The organism is bacterium 336/3 (assembly GCA_001281695.1).
Classification (GTDB): domain Bacteria; phylum Bacteroidota; class Bacteroidia; order Cytophagales; family Thermonemataceae; genus Raineya.
The window spans coordinates 3,327,778-3,346,349 of record LJIE01000001.1 but is presented as its reverse complement, the minus strand read 5'-3'; the positions used below and the strand labels follow the sequence as shown (position 1 = coordinate 3,346,349).

The 18,572-nt window shown below is 34.4% G+C and carries 15 protein-coding genes, 3 tRNA genes and 1 pseudogene; all 19 read left to right on the top strand.

What is annotated here, in order from left to right:
* The first annotated feature begins 115 nt into the window (after window positions 1–115).
* Window positions 116–191 (top strand) — tRNA-Phe (locus tag AD998_15730).
* Between the two features lie 151 nt (window positions 192–342).
* Window positions 343–426 (top strand) — tRNA-Met (locus AD998_15725).
* A gap of 14 nt (window positions 427–440) precedes the next feature.
* Entirely contained in the window at window positions 441–1,178 is a 738-nt protein-coding gene (locus AD998_15720) for a hypothetical protein (GenBank protein ID KOY87395.1), read from the top strand.
* A 5-nt stretch (window positions 1,179–1,183) separates the two neighbouring features.
* Window positions 1,184–1,750, top strand: a pseudogene (locus AD998_15715) (hypothetical protein).
* Between the two features lie 144 nt (window positions 1,751–1,894).
* Window positions 1,895–1,968 (top strand) — tRNA-His (locus AD998_15710).
* Between the two features lie 59 nt (window positions 1,969–2,027).
* Window positions 2,028–3,545: a ribonucleoprotein gene (locus AD998_15705; protein KOY87394.1), complete on the top strand. Its 1,518-nt coding sequence runs from the start codon at window positions 2,028–2,030 to the stop codon at window positions 3,543–3,545.
* Between the two features lie 54 nt (window positions 3,546–3,599).
* Window positions 3,600–4,409, top strand: coding sequence for a hypothetical protein (locus AD998_15700; GenBank protein KOY87393.1), 810 nt, complete (start codon window positions 3,600–3,602; stop codon window positions 4,407–4,409).
* A gap of 13 nt (window positions 4,410–4,422) precedes the next feature.
* Window positions 4,423–5,094 carry a hypothetical protein gene (locus tag AD998_15695; GenBank protein ID KOY87392.1) on the top strand — a complete coding sequence of 224 codons (672 nt, stop codon included), beginning with the start codon at window positions 4,423–4,425 and terminating at the stop codon, window positions 5,092–5,094.
* Window positions 5,095–5,169: 75 nt separating this feature from the next.
* The gene (locus AD998_15690) at window positions 5,170–6,162 is read left to right on the top strand and encodes an RNA ligase (protein ID KOY87391.1); all 993 of its coding nucleotides are present in this window, start codon (window positions 5,170–5,172) and stop codon (window positions 6,160–6,162) included.
* 606 nt (window positions 6,163–6,768) lie between these two features.
* Complete coding sequence (locus AD998_15685) at window positions 6,769–8,106, top strand: hypothetical protein (protein ID KOY87390.1); 1,338 nt, start codon at window positions 6,769–6,771, stop codon at window positions 8,104–8,106.
* Window positions 8,107–8,182: 76 nt separating this feature from the next.
* Window positions 8,183–8,695, top strand: coding sequence for a hypothetical protein (locus AD998_15680; protein KOY87389.1), 513 nt, complete (start codon window positions 8,183–8,185; stop codon window positions 8,693–8,695).
* 137 nt (window positions 8,696–8,832) lie between these two features.
* Window positions 8,833–9,336 carry a D,D-heptose 1,7-bisphosphate phosphatase gene (locus AD998_15675; GenBank protein ID KOY87388.1) on the top strand — a complete coding sequence of 168 codons (504 nt, stop codon included), beginning with the start codon at window positions 8,833–8,835 and terminating at the stop codon, window positions 9,334–9,336.
* Between the two features lie 81 nt (window positions 9,337–9,417).
* Window positions 9,418–10,923, top strand: coding sequence for a hypothetical protein (locus AD998_15670; GenBank protein KOY87387.1), 1,506 nt, complete (start codon window positions 9,418–9,420; stop codon window positions 10,921–10,923).
* Between the two features lie 105 nt (window positions 10,924–11,028).
* Window positions 11,029–13,116, top strand: a complete 2,088-nt coding sequence (locus tag AD998_15665; GenBank protein ID KOY87386.1) for a colicin I receptor — start codon at window positions 11,029–11,031, stop codon at window positions 13,114–13,116.
* An 84-nt stretch (window positions 13,117–13,200) separates the two neighbouring features.
* Entirely contained in the window at window positions 13,201–13,455 is a 255-nt protein-coding gene (locus tag AD998_15660) for a hypothetical protein (protein ID KOY87385.1), read from the top strand.
* 84 nt (window positions 13,456–13,539) lie between these two features.
* The gene (locus AD998_15655; GenBank protein KOY87384.1) at window positions 13,540–14,130 is read left to right on the top strand and encodes a hypothetical protein; all 591 of its coding nucleotides are present in this window, start codon (window positions 13,540–13,542) and stop codon (window positions 14,128–14,130) included.
* Between the two features lie 30 nt (window positions 14,131–14,160).
* A complete protein-coding gene (locus AD998_15650; GenBank protein KOY87383.1) occupies window positions 14,161–15,060 on the top strand; it encodes a hypothetical protein in 900 nt (299 codons plus the stop codon).
* A gap of 143 nt (window positions 15,061–15,203) precedes the next feature.
* Window positions 15,204–15,962 (top strand): UDP pyrophosphate synthase, encoded by a 759-nt coding sequence (locus AD998_15645; protein KOY87382.1) that lies wholly within the window; start codon window positions 15,204–15,206, stop codon window positions 15,960–15,962.
* A 144-nt stretch (window positions 15,963–16,106) separates the two neighbouring features.
* Entirely contained in the window at window positions 16,107–18,557 is a 2,451-nt protein-coding gene (locus tag AD998_15640) for a hypothetical protein (protein KOY88244.1), read from the top strand.
* Window positions 18,558–18,572 lie beyond the last annotated feature (15 nt).

The following is an 18,572-nucleotide window of genomic DNA, read 5'->3' as shown; positions in this document are numbered from 1 at the left end:
ACTCTGGCTTAAAGCCCTGTAGGTTCGAGTCCTACCTGTTTCGATGTAGAAACAGTGGTGAAATGGTAGACACGGAGAAATAAAGTTTTTTTCTGAATATAACCCCAAAATTTCTGCGAAAGTAGCCGAGATGGTCAAGGCACTAGACTGAAAATCTAGCCATATAGGTTCGAGTCCTGTCTTTCGCACTAACAGTGTCGTAAAAAAGTGTTACTTCGTTTCTACTGGAAATGCTGTAGCTTAAATCGAGACAAAGCGTCCTGCTTGCAGGAAGATACGGTAAAAGCCCGTTGTCAGTCACTTTTTGCTTGTTACCTGTTAAAAAATATATATTCACATGATTGTGGAGTGTCAGAAGTTGGTATCTGGAAGGTCTCATAAGCCTTTGCATTCGCCTCGTGGGTTCGAGTCCCACCTCCGCAACCAAAAACATTATAACTATGAAAGTCTATATCCAAAAAGTAAAAGAAGGACACCCTGCCACAGTCAATTATTATGTGGCAGGTGAGGGGTTCAGGGCTATGGGCTATGAAATTTGTGATTTTTATAAAGGAAATGAATTAACTGGTAATGTTCCTGAAGATGTGGTAGTAGGTTCTATTGATGATGTAAAAGCTGTTTGGAAAAATTTGGGGTTAGTTATTCCAGAAGAAATTAATTATCCAAAGGAATTAGAGGCATTTTTAGGTAGAAAAGTTTGGAAATCGACAGTGAATACCATTGCCAATAACCCAGAAAAATGGAATGTATTTATCAAACCAGCCAAAGCATCTAAAAAGTTTACAGGTGTTTTGGTAAAAAGTACCAAAGATCTGATTGGTTGTGGAGATCAATTAGAAGATACTGAAATTTGGTGTTCTGAACCTGTCAATTTTCTTGCTGAATGGCGATGTTTTGTAAGGTATGGAAAAATATTGGATGCAAGAATGTACAAAGGTAATTGGCGATTACACTTTGATTATAAAGTAATTGAAGAAGCCGTAAAAGCTTATACAACAGCACCTAAAGCGTATGCCATTGATTTTGGACTGACAGACAAAGGTGATACACTTTTGGTAGAAGTAAATGATGGATATTCGTTGGGGACTTATGGACTTTTTTATTTAGACTATGCCAAATTACTGGCAACTCGGTGGGCAGAAATCACAAAGACAATAGATGAATGCTATTATTTATAACTATGAAAACTTATTTGAATGGACGTTTAGTCGTATTTTCAGCCTTTTATGATGATGTGTATTGTGATAGGATATTTCGAAAATTATCTAACCAAATCAAATGGTTAGATAAAACCTATCAAAATGCAGATGGAAGTATTATACATTTACCAAGGCTCACAGCCAGTTATGGAGAGAGGTCTTATAATTATTCAGGAATGGTTTTTGAGCCTGAGCCTTGGACAGATGTGATCCTTGAACTCAAAAAAGACGCTGAAATTTTAGGTCAAGAAAAGTTTAATGCCGCTGTTTTGCAATTATATAGAGATGGGAAAGATAGAGTAAACTGGCATTCTGATGATGATGCATGTGTGGGTAAAAATCCTACAATCGTTTCAATTTCATTTGGAGAAACAAGAGAGTTTTGGTTTAAAGCCAAAAATGGAATGGGAAATCCACTAAAATTATCAGTAGAAAAAGGAGATGTAATCGTAATGCAAGGAACTCTGCAACATACACATTTACACCGAGTACCTCCTGAAAACGAAAAAAAAGCGAGAATCAATATTACATTTAGAAACGTGATTCATTAAAAATATAAGCTGTGTCGTAAAAAAGTGTTACTTCGCCAGTCACGCCAGGAAATGTGGGTTCAAATCCCATCACTTCCAACGAAGTGTCGTCTAAGTGGATAGGACATCTGTATAGTCACTTTTTGCCAGTTACCAGCTTTTATGGGGTTGTTGGTCCAACGGTTAGGACGCTTGATTGTGGTTCAAGAGACATGGGTTCGATTCCCTTACTTCCCCCAAAATAATTTTAAAAAATTATTTAAAAGTGTCGTTTGTATAACCTTTTAACTTTAAAAAAATGAAATTCAATAAAAACACACAAGGAACAAACACAATTACCAATCACGAAGGCGAAAAAGCTTATAAACTAACGCCTGCTATGGAATTGTATTCTGCAGTAGTAACATCATCTCTTTCAGACCAATTTTATGAAAAAAATGATGCGAAAGTAGCTCGAATTAAAGAGTTGATAGCTAAAAATGACCCTTTATTCGTGGCAAAATTAGCTGTGTATGCTCGCAAACAAATGAATTTGCGTTCTGTACCTTTGGTATTGGCTGTGGAGCTTGCCAAAGTACACGCTGGCGATCAGCTTGTAAGCAAAATGATTAGCCAAATCATAGGACGTGCTGATGAAATCACAGAGATTTTGGCTTACTACCAAATGGCAAATGCTCGTGATGGCATGAAGAAACTGGGAAAACTTTCCAAACAAGTACAAAAAGGTGTGGCAAATGCTTTTAACAGTTTTGATGAGTATCAATTTGCAAAATACAACAGAGTTACTGAAATCAAACTGCGTGATGCCCTGTTTTTGGTACACCCTAAAGCAAAAGATGAAGCACAACAAGCTATTTTCGATAAAATTGTAAAAGATGAACTCGAAACACCTTACACTTGGGAAGTAGAACTTTCAGTACTTGGACAAAAAGGTTTTGATAAAAAAGAAGATAGAGATGCTGCTTTTAAGGCTAAATGGGAAGAATTGATTGATAGTGGAAAAGTGGGTTATATGGCAACACTTCGTAACCTACGTAATATTTTGGAGGCACAAGTAAGTCAAGCTCATATCGAAAAAGTGACAAATTATCTTTCTAACGAAAAAGCAGTACAAAATTCAAAACAATTGCCTTTCCGATTCCTTTCAGCATATAGAGAATTGCAAGGAGTGGTGTCTGTACATACAACTACTATCTTGAATGCGTTGGAAAATGCTGTTCAAGTGAGTGCTTCAAATATCAAAGGTTTTGATAAAGATACAAAAGTATTGCTTGCTTGCGATGTTTCTGGTTCTATGCAATCACCTATTTCCAAAAATAGCAAAGTACAAAATTATGATATAGGTTTGGTACTTGCGATGCTTTTCCAAAATGCTTGTAAAAGTGTAATTACTGGAATGTTTGGTGATACTTGGAAAGCCATCAATGTGCCTCAAAAGAATATCTTGGCAAATGTGATGGAATTCCGTAAACGTGAAGGAGAAGTAGGATATTCTACCAATGGCTATTTGGTTATCAAAGATTTGATTGCTAGAAAATTGGTGATGGATAAAGTAATGATGTTTACTGATTGTCAAATGTGGAACAGCAATTTCTCTGGAGAAACTATTCCTGCATTGTGGAAAGAGTACAAAAAAATAGCTCCCAATGCTCAATTGTATCTTTTTGACTTGGCTGGCTATGGACAAATGCCTTTGAATGTGGTAAATAAAGACACATTCTTGATTGCAGGCTGGTCTGACAAAGTTTTTGAAGTATTGGAAGCTATTGAAAATGGCGAAACAGCCATTTCTAAAATAGAAAATATAGAGTTATAAAATGTAAGAGTTCTCTGTAAACTTTATAGAGAACTCTCTTAAAGGCTAAAATATATGTTATCAGATAAAAAAAGAGTTTTGATGGTAGGTTTAGAACCACCTGAAACTACAGAAATTTTAGAAAAAATAGATTGTTTAACTGTTATTTACGAATATTTACCTAAAATTAAGCTCGTAGAGGGGATTTTGTGGGTGGAAAGCAAAACGCATCCTGATAAGTTTTTGAAAGTAGATAGAGTAATTTATCATGGAATATTTGATGATGACTTCGATTTTATCACATTATTAGCTCTTTGGGGTGGAGAATGTTTGCCCAATGCTACAGGCATGATGGATTGCAGGCTCAGACATTCAGGGCTTGTGAGAGCTTTAAAAGCAACAAAATTTGGTATTCTACCAAGAGGAATGTCTTTAGAAGCTCAAGAATGGCATGCAGAACGCCCTACAGTAGCAAAATGGAGCAACTGGCATTGCGGAGAAAACAAAACTAAATTTGAAGGAAACTGGCAAACACCCAATGAAATAACACTTTATGAACCATTTATACAAGGAGAAGCTGTTCGGATTGTTTTGGTAGGAGAACAGGCTTGGCAAATTCAGCTTACAGGCGATGATTGGTTAAAATCTATTCATCACCAAAATGTATCAGAAATGCCCATAGATGCGGATTTACTGGAGGATGCTAAAAATTTGGCTCAATATTTCAATTTAAAAATAGTAGGAATAGATTATATGGTAACACCTGATAATCAGAAGTATCTGCTGGAGGTCAATCATATACCTAATGTAACAGTTTTTTCATTTGTACGAGAAGCATATATCAATTATGTTGTAAATTGGTGCAGAAATCAGAAAAATAGCTAAAATAAAGATACAAATGAACTACAAAATTATAACAGACAAAAAACTGCTTCAGAATTTTATAGATTGGCTTCCAGAACTGAAACCTCAGGAAACCTATTATGTGTCTTTGTTGGCTCGAAGCAAATATGCCGAAGGGGTAGGAGCTGATAAAGCTCAACTCAAACGTTTTACTTCCAACAAAGAATATCTTTTTGATAAAATTAAGCAATTAGAGTGTGAGATAGATTCGTATAAACAGAAAGGAAACTCGATACCTCAAGAAGCGTTGGCTTTGTACATTACGCCCAATCCAAGAGATTTGGAGGAAGCAACTAAAAAATCCTTGGTGAAATTTGCTGAACTGATTACCAAGAAATATACTGGTTACAATCCACATCAGGAGGTACTTTCACAAATTCAGCAGTGTTGTAAACGAAAAATATACTTCGATTTGGATTTTGATGGAGTGGATATTGGGGAAACCCTTACAGAAGTAAAAAAACACATCAATTCAGAATGCTTGAATGTATTGCAGACAAGAGGAGGTTTTCATTTACTTGTAGAACTCTCTAAAATTGAAAAACAATACGAAAAAACATGGTATCCAAAACTCACAGCTATTACAGGTTGTGATGTAAAAGGAGATAATTTGATACCCGTTGTGGGGTGCAGTCAAGGTGGTTTTACACCTCATTTTATCAAATAAATATAAGAGATTAGACATTAGAAAAAATATCTTGCTTCTTGTATCTAATTTCTTGTTTCAAAAAATAAAAAAACAATGAGAAAACTTGCTTCTATTCAAAAAATAAAAGCCTTAGACCCTATTCCTGATGCAGATGCTATTATGAGAGCAACTGTACTGGGTTGGGAACTGGTCGTCAAAAAAGATGAATTTAAAGAGGGTGAATTGTGTGTTTATTGTGAAATAGACAGTATTTTGCCAGATAAACCTGAATACGAGTTTTTAAAACCTCGTGGTATGCGTATCAGAACCATTCGTTTGCGTGGACAAATTTCACAAGGTATTTGCTTTCCTTTGAGTGTGTTGCCTGAAGGCACACCCATTGAAGAAGACTTGGATGTAACAGATATTCTGGGAGTTATCAAATACGAACCACCTATTCCTGCAATGCTGGCTGGTGTCATGAAAAGTACATTTCCTTCTTTTATTCCTAAAACTGACGAAACAAGAGTACAAGTACTGCAAAGAGTATTAGACAAATATCAAGGTGAAAAATGCTTTGTTACCGAAAAATTAGATGGTTCTTCTGTAACATATTACCTCAGAGATGAAGCATTTAGTGTTTGTAGCCGTAATATGGAACTGGAGCCAGATGATGAAAATACCTTTTGGGCAGTGGCAAAAGCGTTGAATGTAGAAGAAAAACTAAAAAGTTTTGGCAGGAATATTGCTTTACAAGGAGAACTCATAGGTGAGGGAGTACAAGGCAATAAATATGCCCTAAAAGGACAAACAGCAAGATTTTTTAGTATTTATGATATTGACAAATCTGTTTATGTAAGTTTTAATGAGTTTGAAAGCATCTTGAAGAATTTGGATTTGCCAAGTGTACCTATTTTAGAAGCAGATTATGCTTTGAGCAATGATATTCATGCATTAATCGAAAAATCTAAAATGCGTTCAACACTAAATGACAAAGTTTGGGCTGAAGGCATCGTAATACGTCCTCTTGAAGAACGCCATGAAAGAAACGTTGGAAGAGTGTCTTTCAAAGCCATCAACCCAGAGTTTTTATTGAAATATGAATAGAATAATAGTCCAGAGATAATATTAGTATTTAAAACATAAAGAGTGCCGTAAAGAAAGCCTACTTCGTAACTATAACGATCCTAAGGTAGCGTAATTCGGGTGACCGAACTAGTGAAATCGGGTTGATTCCGATATGGTAAAATGGGGTTGAAAGCTTAAATGCCTCCTTGTAAGTCTTTAAACAAAGATGTCGAATTACCAGCTCACTGCCTAATCTGCCACAAGCAGATGGTAAGAGCGATAGTTTTCTTGCTTGTTGCCTCTTTTATTTTTTTATAAATTTTTCTAAAAATATTTGGAAAGTACAAAAAATGCTTCCATATTTGCATCATCAAATTTTAAACACAAAACCAATGAGATTAGAAAGTAAAATGTATCAAAAATCTAACAGCATAGCTCACAAATGTGTAGACTTATGGTCTGTGGGGATTCTTGGCATACCTTTCGGTCTTTGGAATATAGATGAGGCTACTTTCTGGTAGTTTCCCTTTCTAAAATATCCTAAGCCCGAAAATTGCCAAAGTTTTCGGGCTTTTCTTTTGCCTTTCCCCTGCAAAAAATCAAGAGAATTGTTTAATGAGCTAACTGAAAAAAGTACAATTTTAGTTGGGTGTGATTGTATTGCTTAAAAATTTAGAAAGATTAATTTATTGGGATATGGGAAACCAGAAAAAAGTACCTTTATACATACAATTAGAGGCTATTGAAAAAACTAAAATTCAAAAACAACAAAAATATCAGGAAATACTTAAAACGCCTAAAGATTTATCGAAGGTGTTTTTGAAAAATGTAGAGCTTATATTTTCAAAAAAAAGTTTTCATTATACTTATCCTGAGGTTTTTAATAAAATAAAAGCAGATTTTGAAGAACTAAGTCAAAGAATATATTTGCCACATTTAAAGTCCTATAAGGCATTGCTTGAAATATTGGCTAAAAAGAGATGTTTTGACTTACTCCAAAACTATGAATACTTAGCTTCCTTAAAGAAAATAGCTTTAAAATCGAATTATTTTATCAGAGAAATAGAAACGTGGGAGAGAAAAAGCCATAATATAACCAAACAGTGGACAGATTTATTGAAACATCTTTTTGCAGAATATCCTGTTCCTGCCTTCTTGAATTCAGCTTGGCTGACAGAGAAAGCAAATTATATGCAATGGTACATCGATTTGGCTCAAGGAAATTCTGTTCGTAAACTTTCATTGTTGCCTTTTAACATGACTAAAAAAATGGCTCATGCATTTATGCAAGCACCCAGTTATCTAAACATTCATGAGGCTTTGCGTTATGCACAAGTAATAGGTTTGGGTGGAGATGATTATTTGGCTTGGTATATCAATGGTTCGTATTTGGGTAGAAATAACTTTGTAAATGAGCGTTTTTGGGGTGAGGTGATTGAGTTTTTTGTGAAAGCAGGTATGTTTGATATGGAAAAAATAGAAGAAATGGTTGATTACATCAGAGAACAATACATACAGAACAATGCATATTCTATGAAAGGTAGAACCATTAATTCAGTGTTGCGTCAGACACTAGAGTGGCATCAAACCCTTAATCGTCGTTTCAACAGAGGTGGAAATTATGTTTGGAAAACTTGTGGTATTGAGGGATTCATTTGGGAAGAAGGTACAGGTATAAAAACTAAAATGTATGAAATTCAAGAATTACTTTCTACCAATGAACTTAAAGCAGAAGGTGCAAAGCAAAAACATTGTGTATCCAGCTACGACACTCGTTGCCACAAAGGACAATGTGCTATTTTTACATTAAAATCTGATGAGTTTGGAATGATAGAAACTTTAATTACATTGGAAATCGATTTAAACTCAAAAACAATTGTACAAGCAAGAGGCAAGTACAACAGATGCATGCAACCCAAAGAGAAACACTTGGTAACACTATGGGCTCAGAATCAGAATTTGAAAGTTTCAAAATGGGTTTAAGCATTGAATAGTAATCAGTGCAATAATAAAGAGAGTATAGAATTATTGTAAAAGCTTAAATTGTAAGACTATGGTCATGATAAAATTATATAATATCGCAGAAAATGAATTTCATGAACATGCTGTTCATTCCCAAGCCAATGCTTATAAAATAGGAGCAGAACGTTTGGTAAAAATCTTCTTGAAAAACCCCGCATACAATACAGATTTGGTGTATTCTATCTTGCATCTATACCAAGTTTTTGTAGAATGGCGTTTGAAAGAAGTCATCAGAACGTTGAATATTGCATTGCTGGTTGGAGATGAATTCCCTGCTTATCGCCGTTTGGATTTGCTATGGAAAAAGTTTGCAGAATTGGCTGAAAAAGCTAATCTGGATACTTGTCATACAGATTTTATTGCAACACAAGACATTGTTTTGCAATTAGCCGAACTCGAAAAAGTAGCTATGCTTGCAACACTCGGTCAAGCTGATGTAATGATGGAAATAGATGTAATAGAATTGTCTCAAGCCATGAGTCAAATGGATTTGTACCTTACAGGGATAGAAGTAAATATGCCTGTACAAGAAGCATCTATGGCAAACTAACAGAAACCTATAAGGTTTGTAACATGCTTATAATGTTATGTTTACAGATAAAAACCTCATAGGTTTTCTAAATAATAAAATGAAGTGATTTTTTATGTGCTTTTTGCATTGTAATTTTGGAAAACAAGATTTCAACAATGCAAAAAGTAATTTTTTTAGATAGAGATGGTGTCCTCAACGAAGAAAGAGGAGAATATACTTATAAAGTTGATGATTTTATCATTCCAGAAGGTACAATCGAAGCCCTTAAAAACCTAAAGGAAGCAGGTTTTTTACTGATAGTCATTACCAACCAAGGAGGAATAGCCAAAGGACTCTATACTGTACAAGATGTACTCAAATGCCACGAGTATTTGCAACAACAATGTGGTTTTTTGATAGATGACTTGTATTATTCGCCTTATCATGAGGCATATAGTAATTCCCTTTCCCGAAAACCTGATAGCCTGATGCTCGAAAAAGCCATTGCCAAATATAATATTAACCCTACTCTTTCTTGGATGGTAGGCGATAGCCTCCGAGACATGATTCCAGCCCAAAAATTAGGAATCAGAACTATAAAAATCGGCAAAAAAATAGACATGAATGTAGATTTTTATGCTGAAAATCTAAAAGAAGCAAGTGAAGAAATATTGAAGTGAATTCTATCCACCTTGCAACCAAACACTTATTTAGAGGGTCTTTAGATTAAGTATAGACATATCTTATAAACTCAGGACTCTATGAAAATAATTACTCTCATCAGCTGTATAATACTTTACTGTTTTAGGTTTCAAAACTCTGCTCAAGCTCAAGGTAGAGGAGAAGACCCTACATTTATCACAGGAACAGGTTTTAATGGAGTTGTAACACAAATTGTCTTACAATCAGATGAAAAAATATTGGTAAGAGGTGATTTTACAGAATATAATGGCAGACCAGCCAATCGAATTATTAGGCTTAATGCTGATGGAAGTAGAGATGAAAGTTTTCAGATAGGGACAGGATTTAATAAGACTGTTTATAAAATAGTTTTACAACCAGATGGAAAAATAGTGGTGGGTGGGGATTTTACAGAATACAATGGCGTATCAGCCAATCGAATTATTAGACTTAATGCTGATGGGAGTAGAGATTCAAACTTTCAAATAGGAACTGGTTTTGATGATTTGGTCAATTACATAGCTTTGCAATCAGATGGAAAAATATTGGCTTCAGGAAACTTTATCTCATATAATGGAATAGTCTATTCTAAACCTGTTCTTCGCTTGAATGCTGATGGTACGATTGATAGTAGCTTCCAAGTTGATTTGAGTGAATTTGATAGAGGGTATAGTGTTAGCTATGTGGGTGTACTATCTAGTGGCAAAATTATTTTAGCAGGATCATTTATAAAACTAGTAACATATATAAGTATTGGCTCTACCATCAATAGTCTTAGTATTAAAGTTTGTATCGGGTTAAATGCTAATGGAACTTTAGATAAAAATTATCAAGGTTATACTTATATAAGTTCACTTGCAGATGCAGGTAGTATTCGGATGGATCATACAGCAATTTATTTAACTAAAAATGATGAAATTAGAATAGGCTTACTAACTAGATACTCATATATATCAAGTTTATATAGCTCATATAAATTTTTAGATGAAAAGGGTAGAGAATATGATTCAAAGCTTGATGCAATTTTTATTGCTGGGGAGATTAATGATTTTTTAATAGATTCTGATGAAAGTTTGTTTTTTGCAGGAGGGGGATTTTGTAGGGGAAATGTATTCTTTAATAATTTAACTCGAAAAAATGAGTGTGACGGTCAGGAGTATAAGAATATAGTCAAATTTAATGCTGATAGAAGTTTAAATAAAAACTTTAATGTAGGTAAATTATTTAATGGTAATTTTTTTGTAGTGGCTGTACAGTCAGATGGGAAAATACTAGTAGGAGGAGATTTTACTAGTTATGATGGATTTCCAAGAAATCGAATTGTTCGTTTAATAAATGGTTTTGCACCCTTGAAAGCTGATGAAATACAGATATCTCCTAATCCCACATCAGATTATCTTAACCTAATGGCGAACCCTAACAGTATTTGGCAAATTATGGATACTTTTGGTAATGTATTAATGGCTGGAAGAATAGAAAAATCTAATGCCCAAATAGATATAAGAGGTATTACACAAGGAATTTATATCTTACACCTCACAGACCCACAAGGAAATAAAGCTACAAAAAGAATTGTTAAATACTAAAATACTAAAAATCAAATCATAAGAAATAATAAAGGATTTTTTTTAAAATATTATTTGTAATTAGTCTAAATAAAATTTAGGTTTGTGAAGTTATTTAGAATCATTATGAATAATAAATCTTTTTACCTACTAAGCTATTTTATTTTTATTTCTTTCAATGTTTTTGCTCAAAAAGATAGTGTTCAGCTAGAAGAAGTTGTAGTAACAGCCACTCGAAGTGAAAGAACACTGGCAGCTCTCAATATGCCTGTACTACTGATTACACAAAAACAGATTCAGCAGATGGGAGCTTTGCGTTTGGGACAGGTTTTACAAGAACAAACAGGTCTTGTTATCATCAATGACCATGGACAGGGAATTCAAATGCAGGGTTTAGCTCCTGAGTACACCCTTATTCTGATAGATGGAGAACCCCTGATAGGCAGAACAGCAGGAACTTTAGAATTATCTCGATTGGCAGTAGGAAATATCAAACAGATTGAGATTATCAAAGGGGCAACATCGAGTTTGTATGGCTCTGAGGCTTTGGGTGGGGTGATAAATATTATTACAGAGAACCCTAAACAACAAAAAATCAGTTTTTCGAGCCGTTATGGTACAAACCAGACATCCGATTTGGGTTTGAATGCTTCTGTTCAAAATAAAAAATGGGGTGGAAGCGTATTTATGAACAGATATGGCTCTTTGGGTTATGATTTTACTCCTGAATCATTTGGTAAAACGGTTGAGCCGTTTTCTAACTACACATTTCAAAGTAAAATTCAATATGAGTTTTCGCCTAAAGTTAAACTGGGTATTTCTGGAAGATACTTCTCTGAAAATCAGGATAGTAATTTTGATGTAGGAAATACACAAAACCCTGCTTTTGTAACAGGAAAAGGTTCTATCAAAGATTTTAATTTTAATCCTTCTGTTACATGGCGAATTTCAGACAAATGGAAATCATATATTAGATTGTATCAGTCTGTTTATGAGACCAAAAGCAATTTGAATTATATCTCAGATAATGAAGAATTTGATAAAACGTTCTTTAAACAACGTTTCCTACGTCCTGAGCTACAAACAGAGTATTTTATTTCAGAAAAACATATTCTTACACTTGGATTAGGCAATACATGGGAAGCTGTGGAGGCTACTCGTTATGAAGGAAAAAAATCTTTTCAGACTCAATATGCTTATACTCAGTACGAATTTCTGCCTACTAAAAAATGGAATATTACATTTGGAAGCAGATTTGATAATCATACTGTATATGGTTCTCAATTAAGCCCTAAGCTTTCTCTGCAATACGACGTCAACAAATACATCGCTTTAAGAGGCTCGGTAGGAAGAGGTTTTAAAGCTCCTGATTTCAGGCAGTTATACCTCAATTTTACCAATACTGTGGCAGGATATTCTGTATTTGGTTCAGAAGAATTGCCCTCTCTCTTGCAAAATTTACAAGCTCAAAATCAGATAGCAGAAGTATTGCTTGCACCCACCGAAATAGGAAAGCTAAAAGCTGAAACTTCTACATCATACAATATTGGAGCTAAAATAAAACCTTCAGCCAAATGGACTGTCAATGTAAATTTGTTTAGAAATGAACTTAAAAATATGATAGAAAGCCAGATAGTAGCTATTAGAACTACTGGGCAAAGTATTTTCAGTTACCGAAACCTGAATAACATTTTCACTCAGGGTTTGGAAACAGACATGAGTTACAAATTAAATCAATACATACAAATATCAGGTGGTTATCAGTTTTTAGAAGCCAAAGACAGAGAAGTTTTGGATAAAATAGAGAAAGGTGAAATTTTTAAAAGAGACGCTAATACATTCATCACTACAAGAATAAGTAAAAATGAATATGGAGGGCTTTTTGGAAGAAGCAAACACATGTTCAATTTTAAAATATTTTATGAAAATACCCAAAAAGGCATTACTGCAAACATAAGAGCTATTTATAGAGGCAAATATGGTTTGGGAGATAGAAATGGAAACCTTATTCTAGATGAAACCAATGAATATGTAGTGGATTACTGGACTTTTCATTTTGCTACCTCAAAAGATTTTTGGAAAAAAAGATTGAAAGGACAAGTAGGTATAGATAACATGCTCAATTACAAAGATATCCAGAATATACCAAGTTTGGCAGGACGGCTTTATTGGGCAAGTATACAATGGCAAATACAAAAAAACACCACTAAATAAACTATTTATATGTGTCAAAACATTCATTTACATCATTGCAATAAAGGTTTTATTATTTATTGTAAGGCTTGCAAACATATTCAGATGGCTTTTGGAAACGCAGCTATTTGTTTTACAATGCAGGAATATCTTAATTTTTCTGATTATATCTTGCAGTTTTATCCACAACATGATAAAACAAGCTTTGCAAGAGAACTTTGGATACCCACTACTAGTCATACGGTTTGTTTGTTAGTATCTGGAAAGGAATTACACGATTTACAAGAAATCCTTAAAAAAGCACAAAACTCACTTGAGCTTATCAAACTTCTGGAAAACATCGAAAAGCAACAAAACTAAATCAGTTATATTTTTTTAATTTTTTATTTTTAATTAGTCTAATTTAATTTTATGAAAAAGAACATCACTTTTGGAGTATTGCTCATGGCTTTGGGCTTTGTGGCTTGTAAGAAAAAAGATAACGACCCTGCTCCAGTAGTTTTAGAGGTAAAAACGGTCAGTAACTTGCCTGCCGATCCGACAGTCAATTCGGGTACTGGGCAACCACAAGCAGCTACAGGCAAATACATATTCTACAATCTGAAAGACAATGCAATAATTGCCAATACAGATAGTATATCAAATAAATGGGATATTGGTTTTAGAGGGACAAATATCATCATCAACGGAGGGGCTGTGCGTAGTGGACAGGGAGGAGCATACATTTATACTGGTTTATTTGAAGACTTGAAAGAAATATCTGCTACACAAGAATTTGCCACAGATGTTACCAATACCCAACTGGCAATTCCTACAGGTTCAGGAAATGGTTGGTACAATTATAACCCTCAACAAAACTGGATAAGCCCTATTGCTGGTAAAATATTGGTTATCAGGACTGGAGATGGGAAATATGCCAAAATAGAAATCCTGAGTTATTATAAAGATTCCCCAGCAACACCCTCTGCAACAGCTTTAGCAAGGCATTATACATTTAGATACACTTATCAGCCTGATGGAACAACAAAATTCTAAAATAATTGTATAACAAAAACTTTTATCAACATGAAAAACAAGCTATTTATATTGTTATTGAGCTTTTTATCTTTAAATCTCTTAGCTCAAAATAAAAAAAAACAAGACATTCAGGCTATAAAAAATATGTGTGGTTGTTATGAAGTACGTTTCAGTTTTGTAGAAACCTTCTCTCCTGATAAAAACTATAAACCTCATAGTAGCCATGTTTCTGGTGGTTTGGAATGGGTAGAATTGGTAGAAGACTCAAAAAATAAACTGGTTTTGCAACATTTGTTAATTGTAGAAGATAGTGTAGGAAAAAAAGAAATTGTAAAACATTGGAGACAAGACTGGCTCTATGAAAATACCAATTTTTATATGTATGAAAAAGAAAATACTTGGAAATTTGTACAACTACCTAAAGGTCAGGTGAGAGGGCAGTGGACACAAAAAGTATTTCAGGTAGATGATAGCCCACGCTACGAAGGTACAGCTACTTGGATACACACTGATGGCAGGCATTATTGGGAAAATACAGCCATGAGTCCTCTGCCACGCAGAGAGTTTACAACCAGAAATGACTATAATGTTTTAAAACGTCGAAACAGACACGAAATCACACAAGATGGATGGGTACACGAACAGGATAATGATAAAATTTCTAAGATTGAAACTAAAGAAACCCTCATAGCTCAAGAAAAAGGCTGGAATACTTATAAAAAAGTAGATAGTAAACGCTGTGAAGAAGCTCAAAAATATTGGCAACAGAAAAAAGACTTTTGGGCAACAGTAAGAGAAGTTTGGGATGCTATTTTTAATGAGAATAAAACTTTGGTATTAGAAAAAATCGTAGACAAAAAGCCTTTGTTTGCATATTTGTTTGCTTTAAAACAAAATGAACAGACTGAAGTCAAATCTGTCATCAATAAATTTGTAAAAAGAAATTAATTGCATCAAAAGATACCTTAATTTTAAGTAAAACCTTCATAAACATGAAGGTTTTACTTTTTCTTAAAGGCGTATCATTTTTTCATTTACAAATTTTCGCTAACTTGCAACCCAATTTGCCCGAAAGGGTTTTGTAAAGAATTATGAAAGAAATTTTAGATACAACCAACCTTCCCAAACATATTGCCGTTATTATGGATGGTAATGGTAGATGGGCAAAGAAGAAAGGGGCTATGCGTGTATTTGGGCATCAAAATGCAATAAAAGCTGTAAGAGAAGCAACAGAAGGCTGTGCAGAACTGGGTATCAAACACTTAACTTTGTACGCATTCTCAACAGAAAACTGGAGCAGACCCAAAAAAGAAGTTAATGCTCTGATGCAATTGCTTGTAGGTACTATTCGAAAGGAAACAGAAACACTCAACAAAAATAATATTCGCCTAACAACCGTTGGAGATACCAAACAATTGCCTGAGGTTTGTCAAAGAGAACTTGCTGAAGCTATAGAAATTACTTCTAAAAATACAGGCATGAATCTGATATTGGCATTGAGTTATAGTGGTCGATGGGATATAGTCAATGCTATGAAGCTGATTGCTCAGGATGTAGAAGCAGGCAAATTGAACACACAAGAAATAGATAATCAGGTTGTTGAGAAATATTTAAGTACTTTTGATATCCCTGACCCTGAACTTTTGATACGAACAAGTGGAGAATTCAGAATCAGTAATTTTTATTTATGGCAATTGGCTTATACCGAAATGTACATCACTGATACGCTTTGGCCCGATTTTCGTAAAGAACACTTACATGCAGCTATTGCTGACTACCAAAAAAGAGAACGCCGATTTGGTAAAACCAGTGAACAAGTCAGTAAAAAAACTGAAAAAGTAAAAAAGTAAGAATTTTTCCTATACAAAAAAAGATTTATCTTTGAGCCTTCAAAACATAAAACATAATTAAAATAGACCTAAAATTATATATTTTCTACTATGAAATTGCTTTTAAAAATAACCTTATACGCTGTCCTTTTCTTTGGAAGTTTAATACTAAAAGCCCAAGACGAAGAAAAGCGTGATGAGTACATCATTGGAGGTATCACCACAAGTGGTATCAAATTCTTAGATGCTAATGCTGTTGTAAATCTCTCTGGGTTACGTACTGGCGACCGTATTCATATACCTGGTACAGAAATAGGTTATGCTATTAAAAAACTTTGGAAACAAGGACTTTTTGGTAATGTAGATATTGCTATCACAAAAATAGAAGGAAAAACAGTATTTTTGGATATATTCCTTGAAGAACGTCCCAAAGTATCAAGAATATTCTTCAATGGTATCAAGAAAGGGCAAAAAGGTAGTTTAGAAGACAAAACAAAAGAATATAAAGGTCGTATAGCCTCTGATGTATTACTCAAAAACATCAAAGAAACCATCAAAAAGCATTATGCAGAAAAAGGTTTTTACAATACCAACGTTGAAATCTTACAAAAACCTGATAGCTTACTCAAAAATGCTATCATGATTACTGCACAGATAAAAACCAATCATAAAACGAAAGTAAAAGAAATCATTACAGAAGGAAATACAGCTTTTTCTGAGAAAAAAATTCAGAAAAAAATGAAAATTAGAGAACAATCTCCTTTTCGTATTTTCCACTCTTCTAAATATATTGTAAAAAAATACGAAGAAGATAAAGAAAGAATTTTGCAGATGTACACCAAAAATGGTTACAGAGATGCAAGAATCACTTTCGATACAGCTTACTTAGTATCTGCCAATCGTATGAATATCCGTGTACAAATGGATGAAGGTAGAAAATATTATTTTAGAAATATCAATTGGGAAGGGAACATTAAATATACAGATGATCAACTTGCTAAAGTGCTGAATATCAAGAAAGGAGATGTATATAATATGGAGGCATTGGAGAAAAAACTTACCTTTAGTCTTACAGAAGAAGACATTACTTCTTTGTATATGGATGATGGATATTTGTTTTTCCGTGTTGTACCAGTAGAAAAAACAGTAGAAGGTGATTCGATAGACGTAGAAATGCGTATTTATGAAGGACCTCAAGCAACTATTGACAAAATTATTATCAATGGTAACACCAAAACAAGTGACCACGTAATTTTACGTGAAATCAGAACCAACCCAGGGCAGAAATTTAGTCGTAGAAACCTCATTCGTACACAACAAGCTTTAGGGCAATTGGGTATGCTTGACCCTGAAAAAATTGACCCTCGTCCCATGCCTCACCCCGAAAGAGGAACAGTAGATATTGTTTACAATCTTGAAGAAAAACCCTCAGATATGTTAGAACTTTCTGGTGGTTGGGGAGCTGGTTTTGGATTTGTAGGAACTTTAGGTGTTTCTTTCAATAACTTCTCTATTCGTAAAGCAAATAAACTTTCTAATTGGAGGCCTGTACCAGTAGGAGATGGACAGAAACTTTCTATCAGAGGGCAAGCCAATGGTAGAGCTTTCCAAACATACTCTATTTCATTTACAGAGCCTTGGTTGGGTGGCAAAAAACCAAATAACTTTACAGTATATGCTACCATGTCACAAATTAGACAAGGTGTAGGACGATTTAATTTTTCGGGTGCAGAAACAGGTCGTTTGCAGATGATTAACACTGGAGTGAGTTTAGGAAAGCGTTTGCGTGTACCTGATGACTACTTTACATTAAGCAGTTCACTTTCTTTTCAATATTACGATTTTAGAAACTATCCTATTGGAAATTTGGGTATTAGTAATGGATATTCCAATGCTGTGGTATTCAATACAAACCTTTCACGTAATAGTTTAGACAACCCAACATTCCCAAGAAGTGGTTCTTCTATTTCAATGAGTTTATCACTTACACCTCCTTACTCTCTATTGGATAGAAAAAGTGATGATTACTATAAAGATTTAGCTTTAGATAAACGCTACAAATGGCTCGAATACTATAAGTTTATGTTCGATGGAGCATTTTATACACCATTGGTTGGCAAATTTGTATTGGCTTCAAGAGTACACTTTGGCTTTATTGATGCTTATACAGCAGCTTTGGGTGTTAGTCCGTTTGAACGTTTTGCATTGGGCGGAAGTGGATTGGCTGGACAAAACTTTATCATTGGTCGTGATGTGATTGGACTCAGAGGTTATGAAGATAACAGAGTATTGCCTTTAGACCCCGTAAAACGTGAATTTGTAGATGGCACAGTATTTGCAAAATATGTTTTAGAGTTACGTTATCCTGTTAGTTTAAATCCTTCAGCAACAGTATTTGTGCTAGGTTTCTATGAAGGAGGAAACAACTGGTTAGGGTTTGATAAGTTCAATCCATTTAAAGTGTATCGCTCTGCTGGTGTGGGTGTACGTATCCTAATGCCTGCATTTGGTATGATTGGATTGGACTGGGGTAGAGGCTTCGACCAAATTGAAGGTTTGCGTTCTGGACAAGGTTTCCAAAACTTTACATTTACAATTGGTCAGCAAATTAGATAGTATTCACTGCATAAA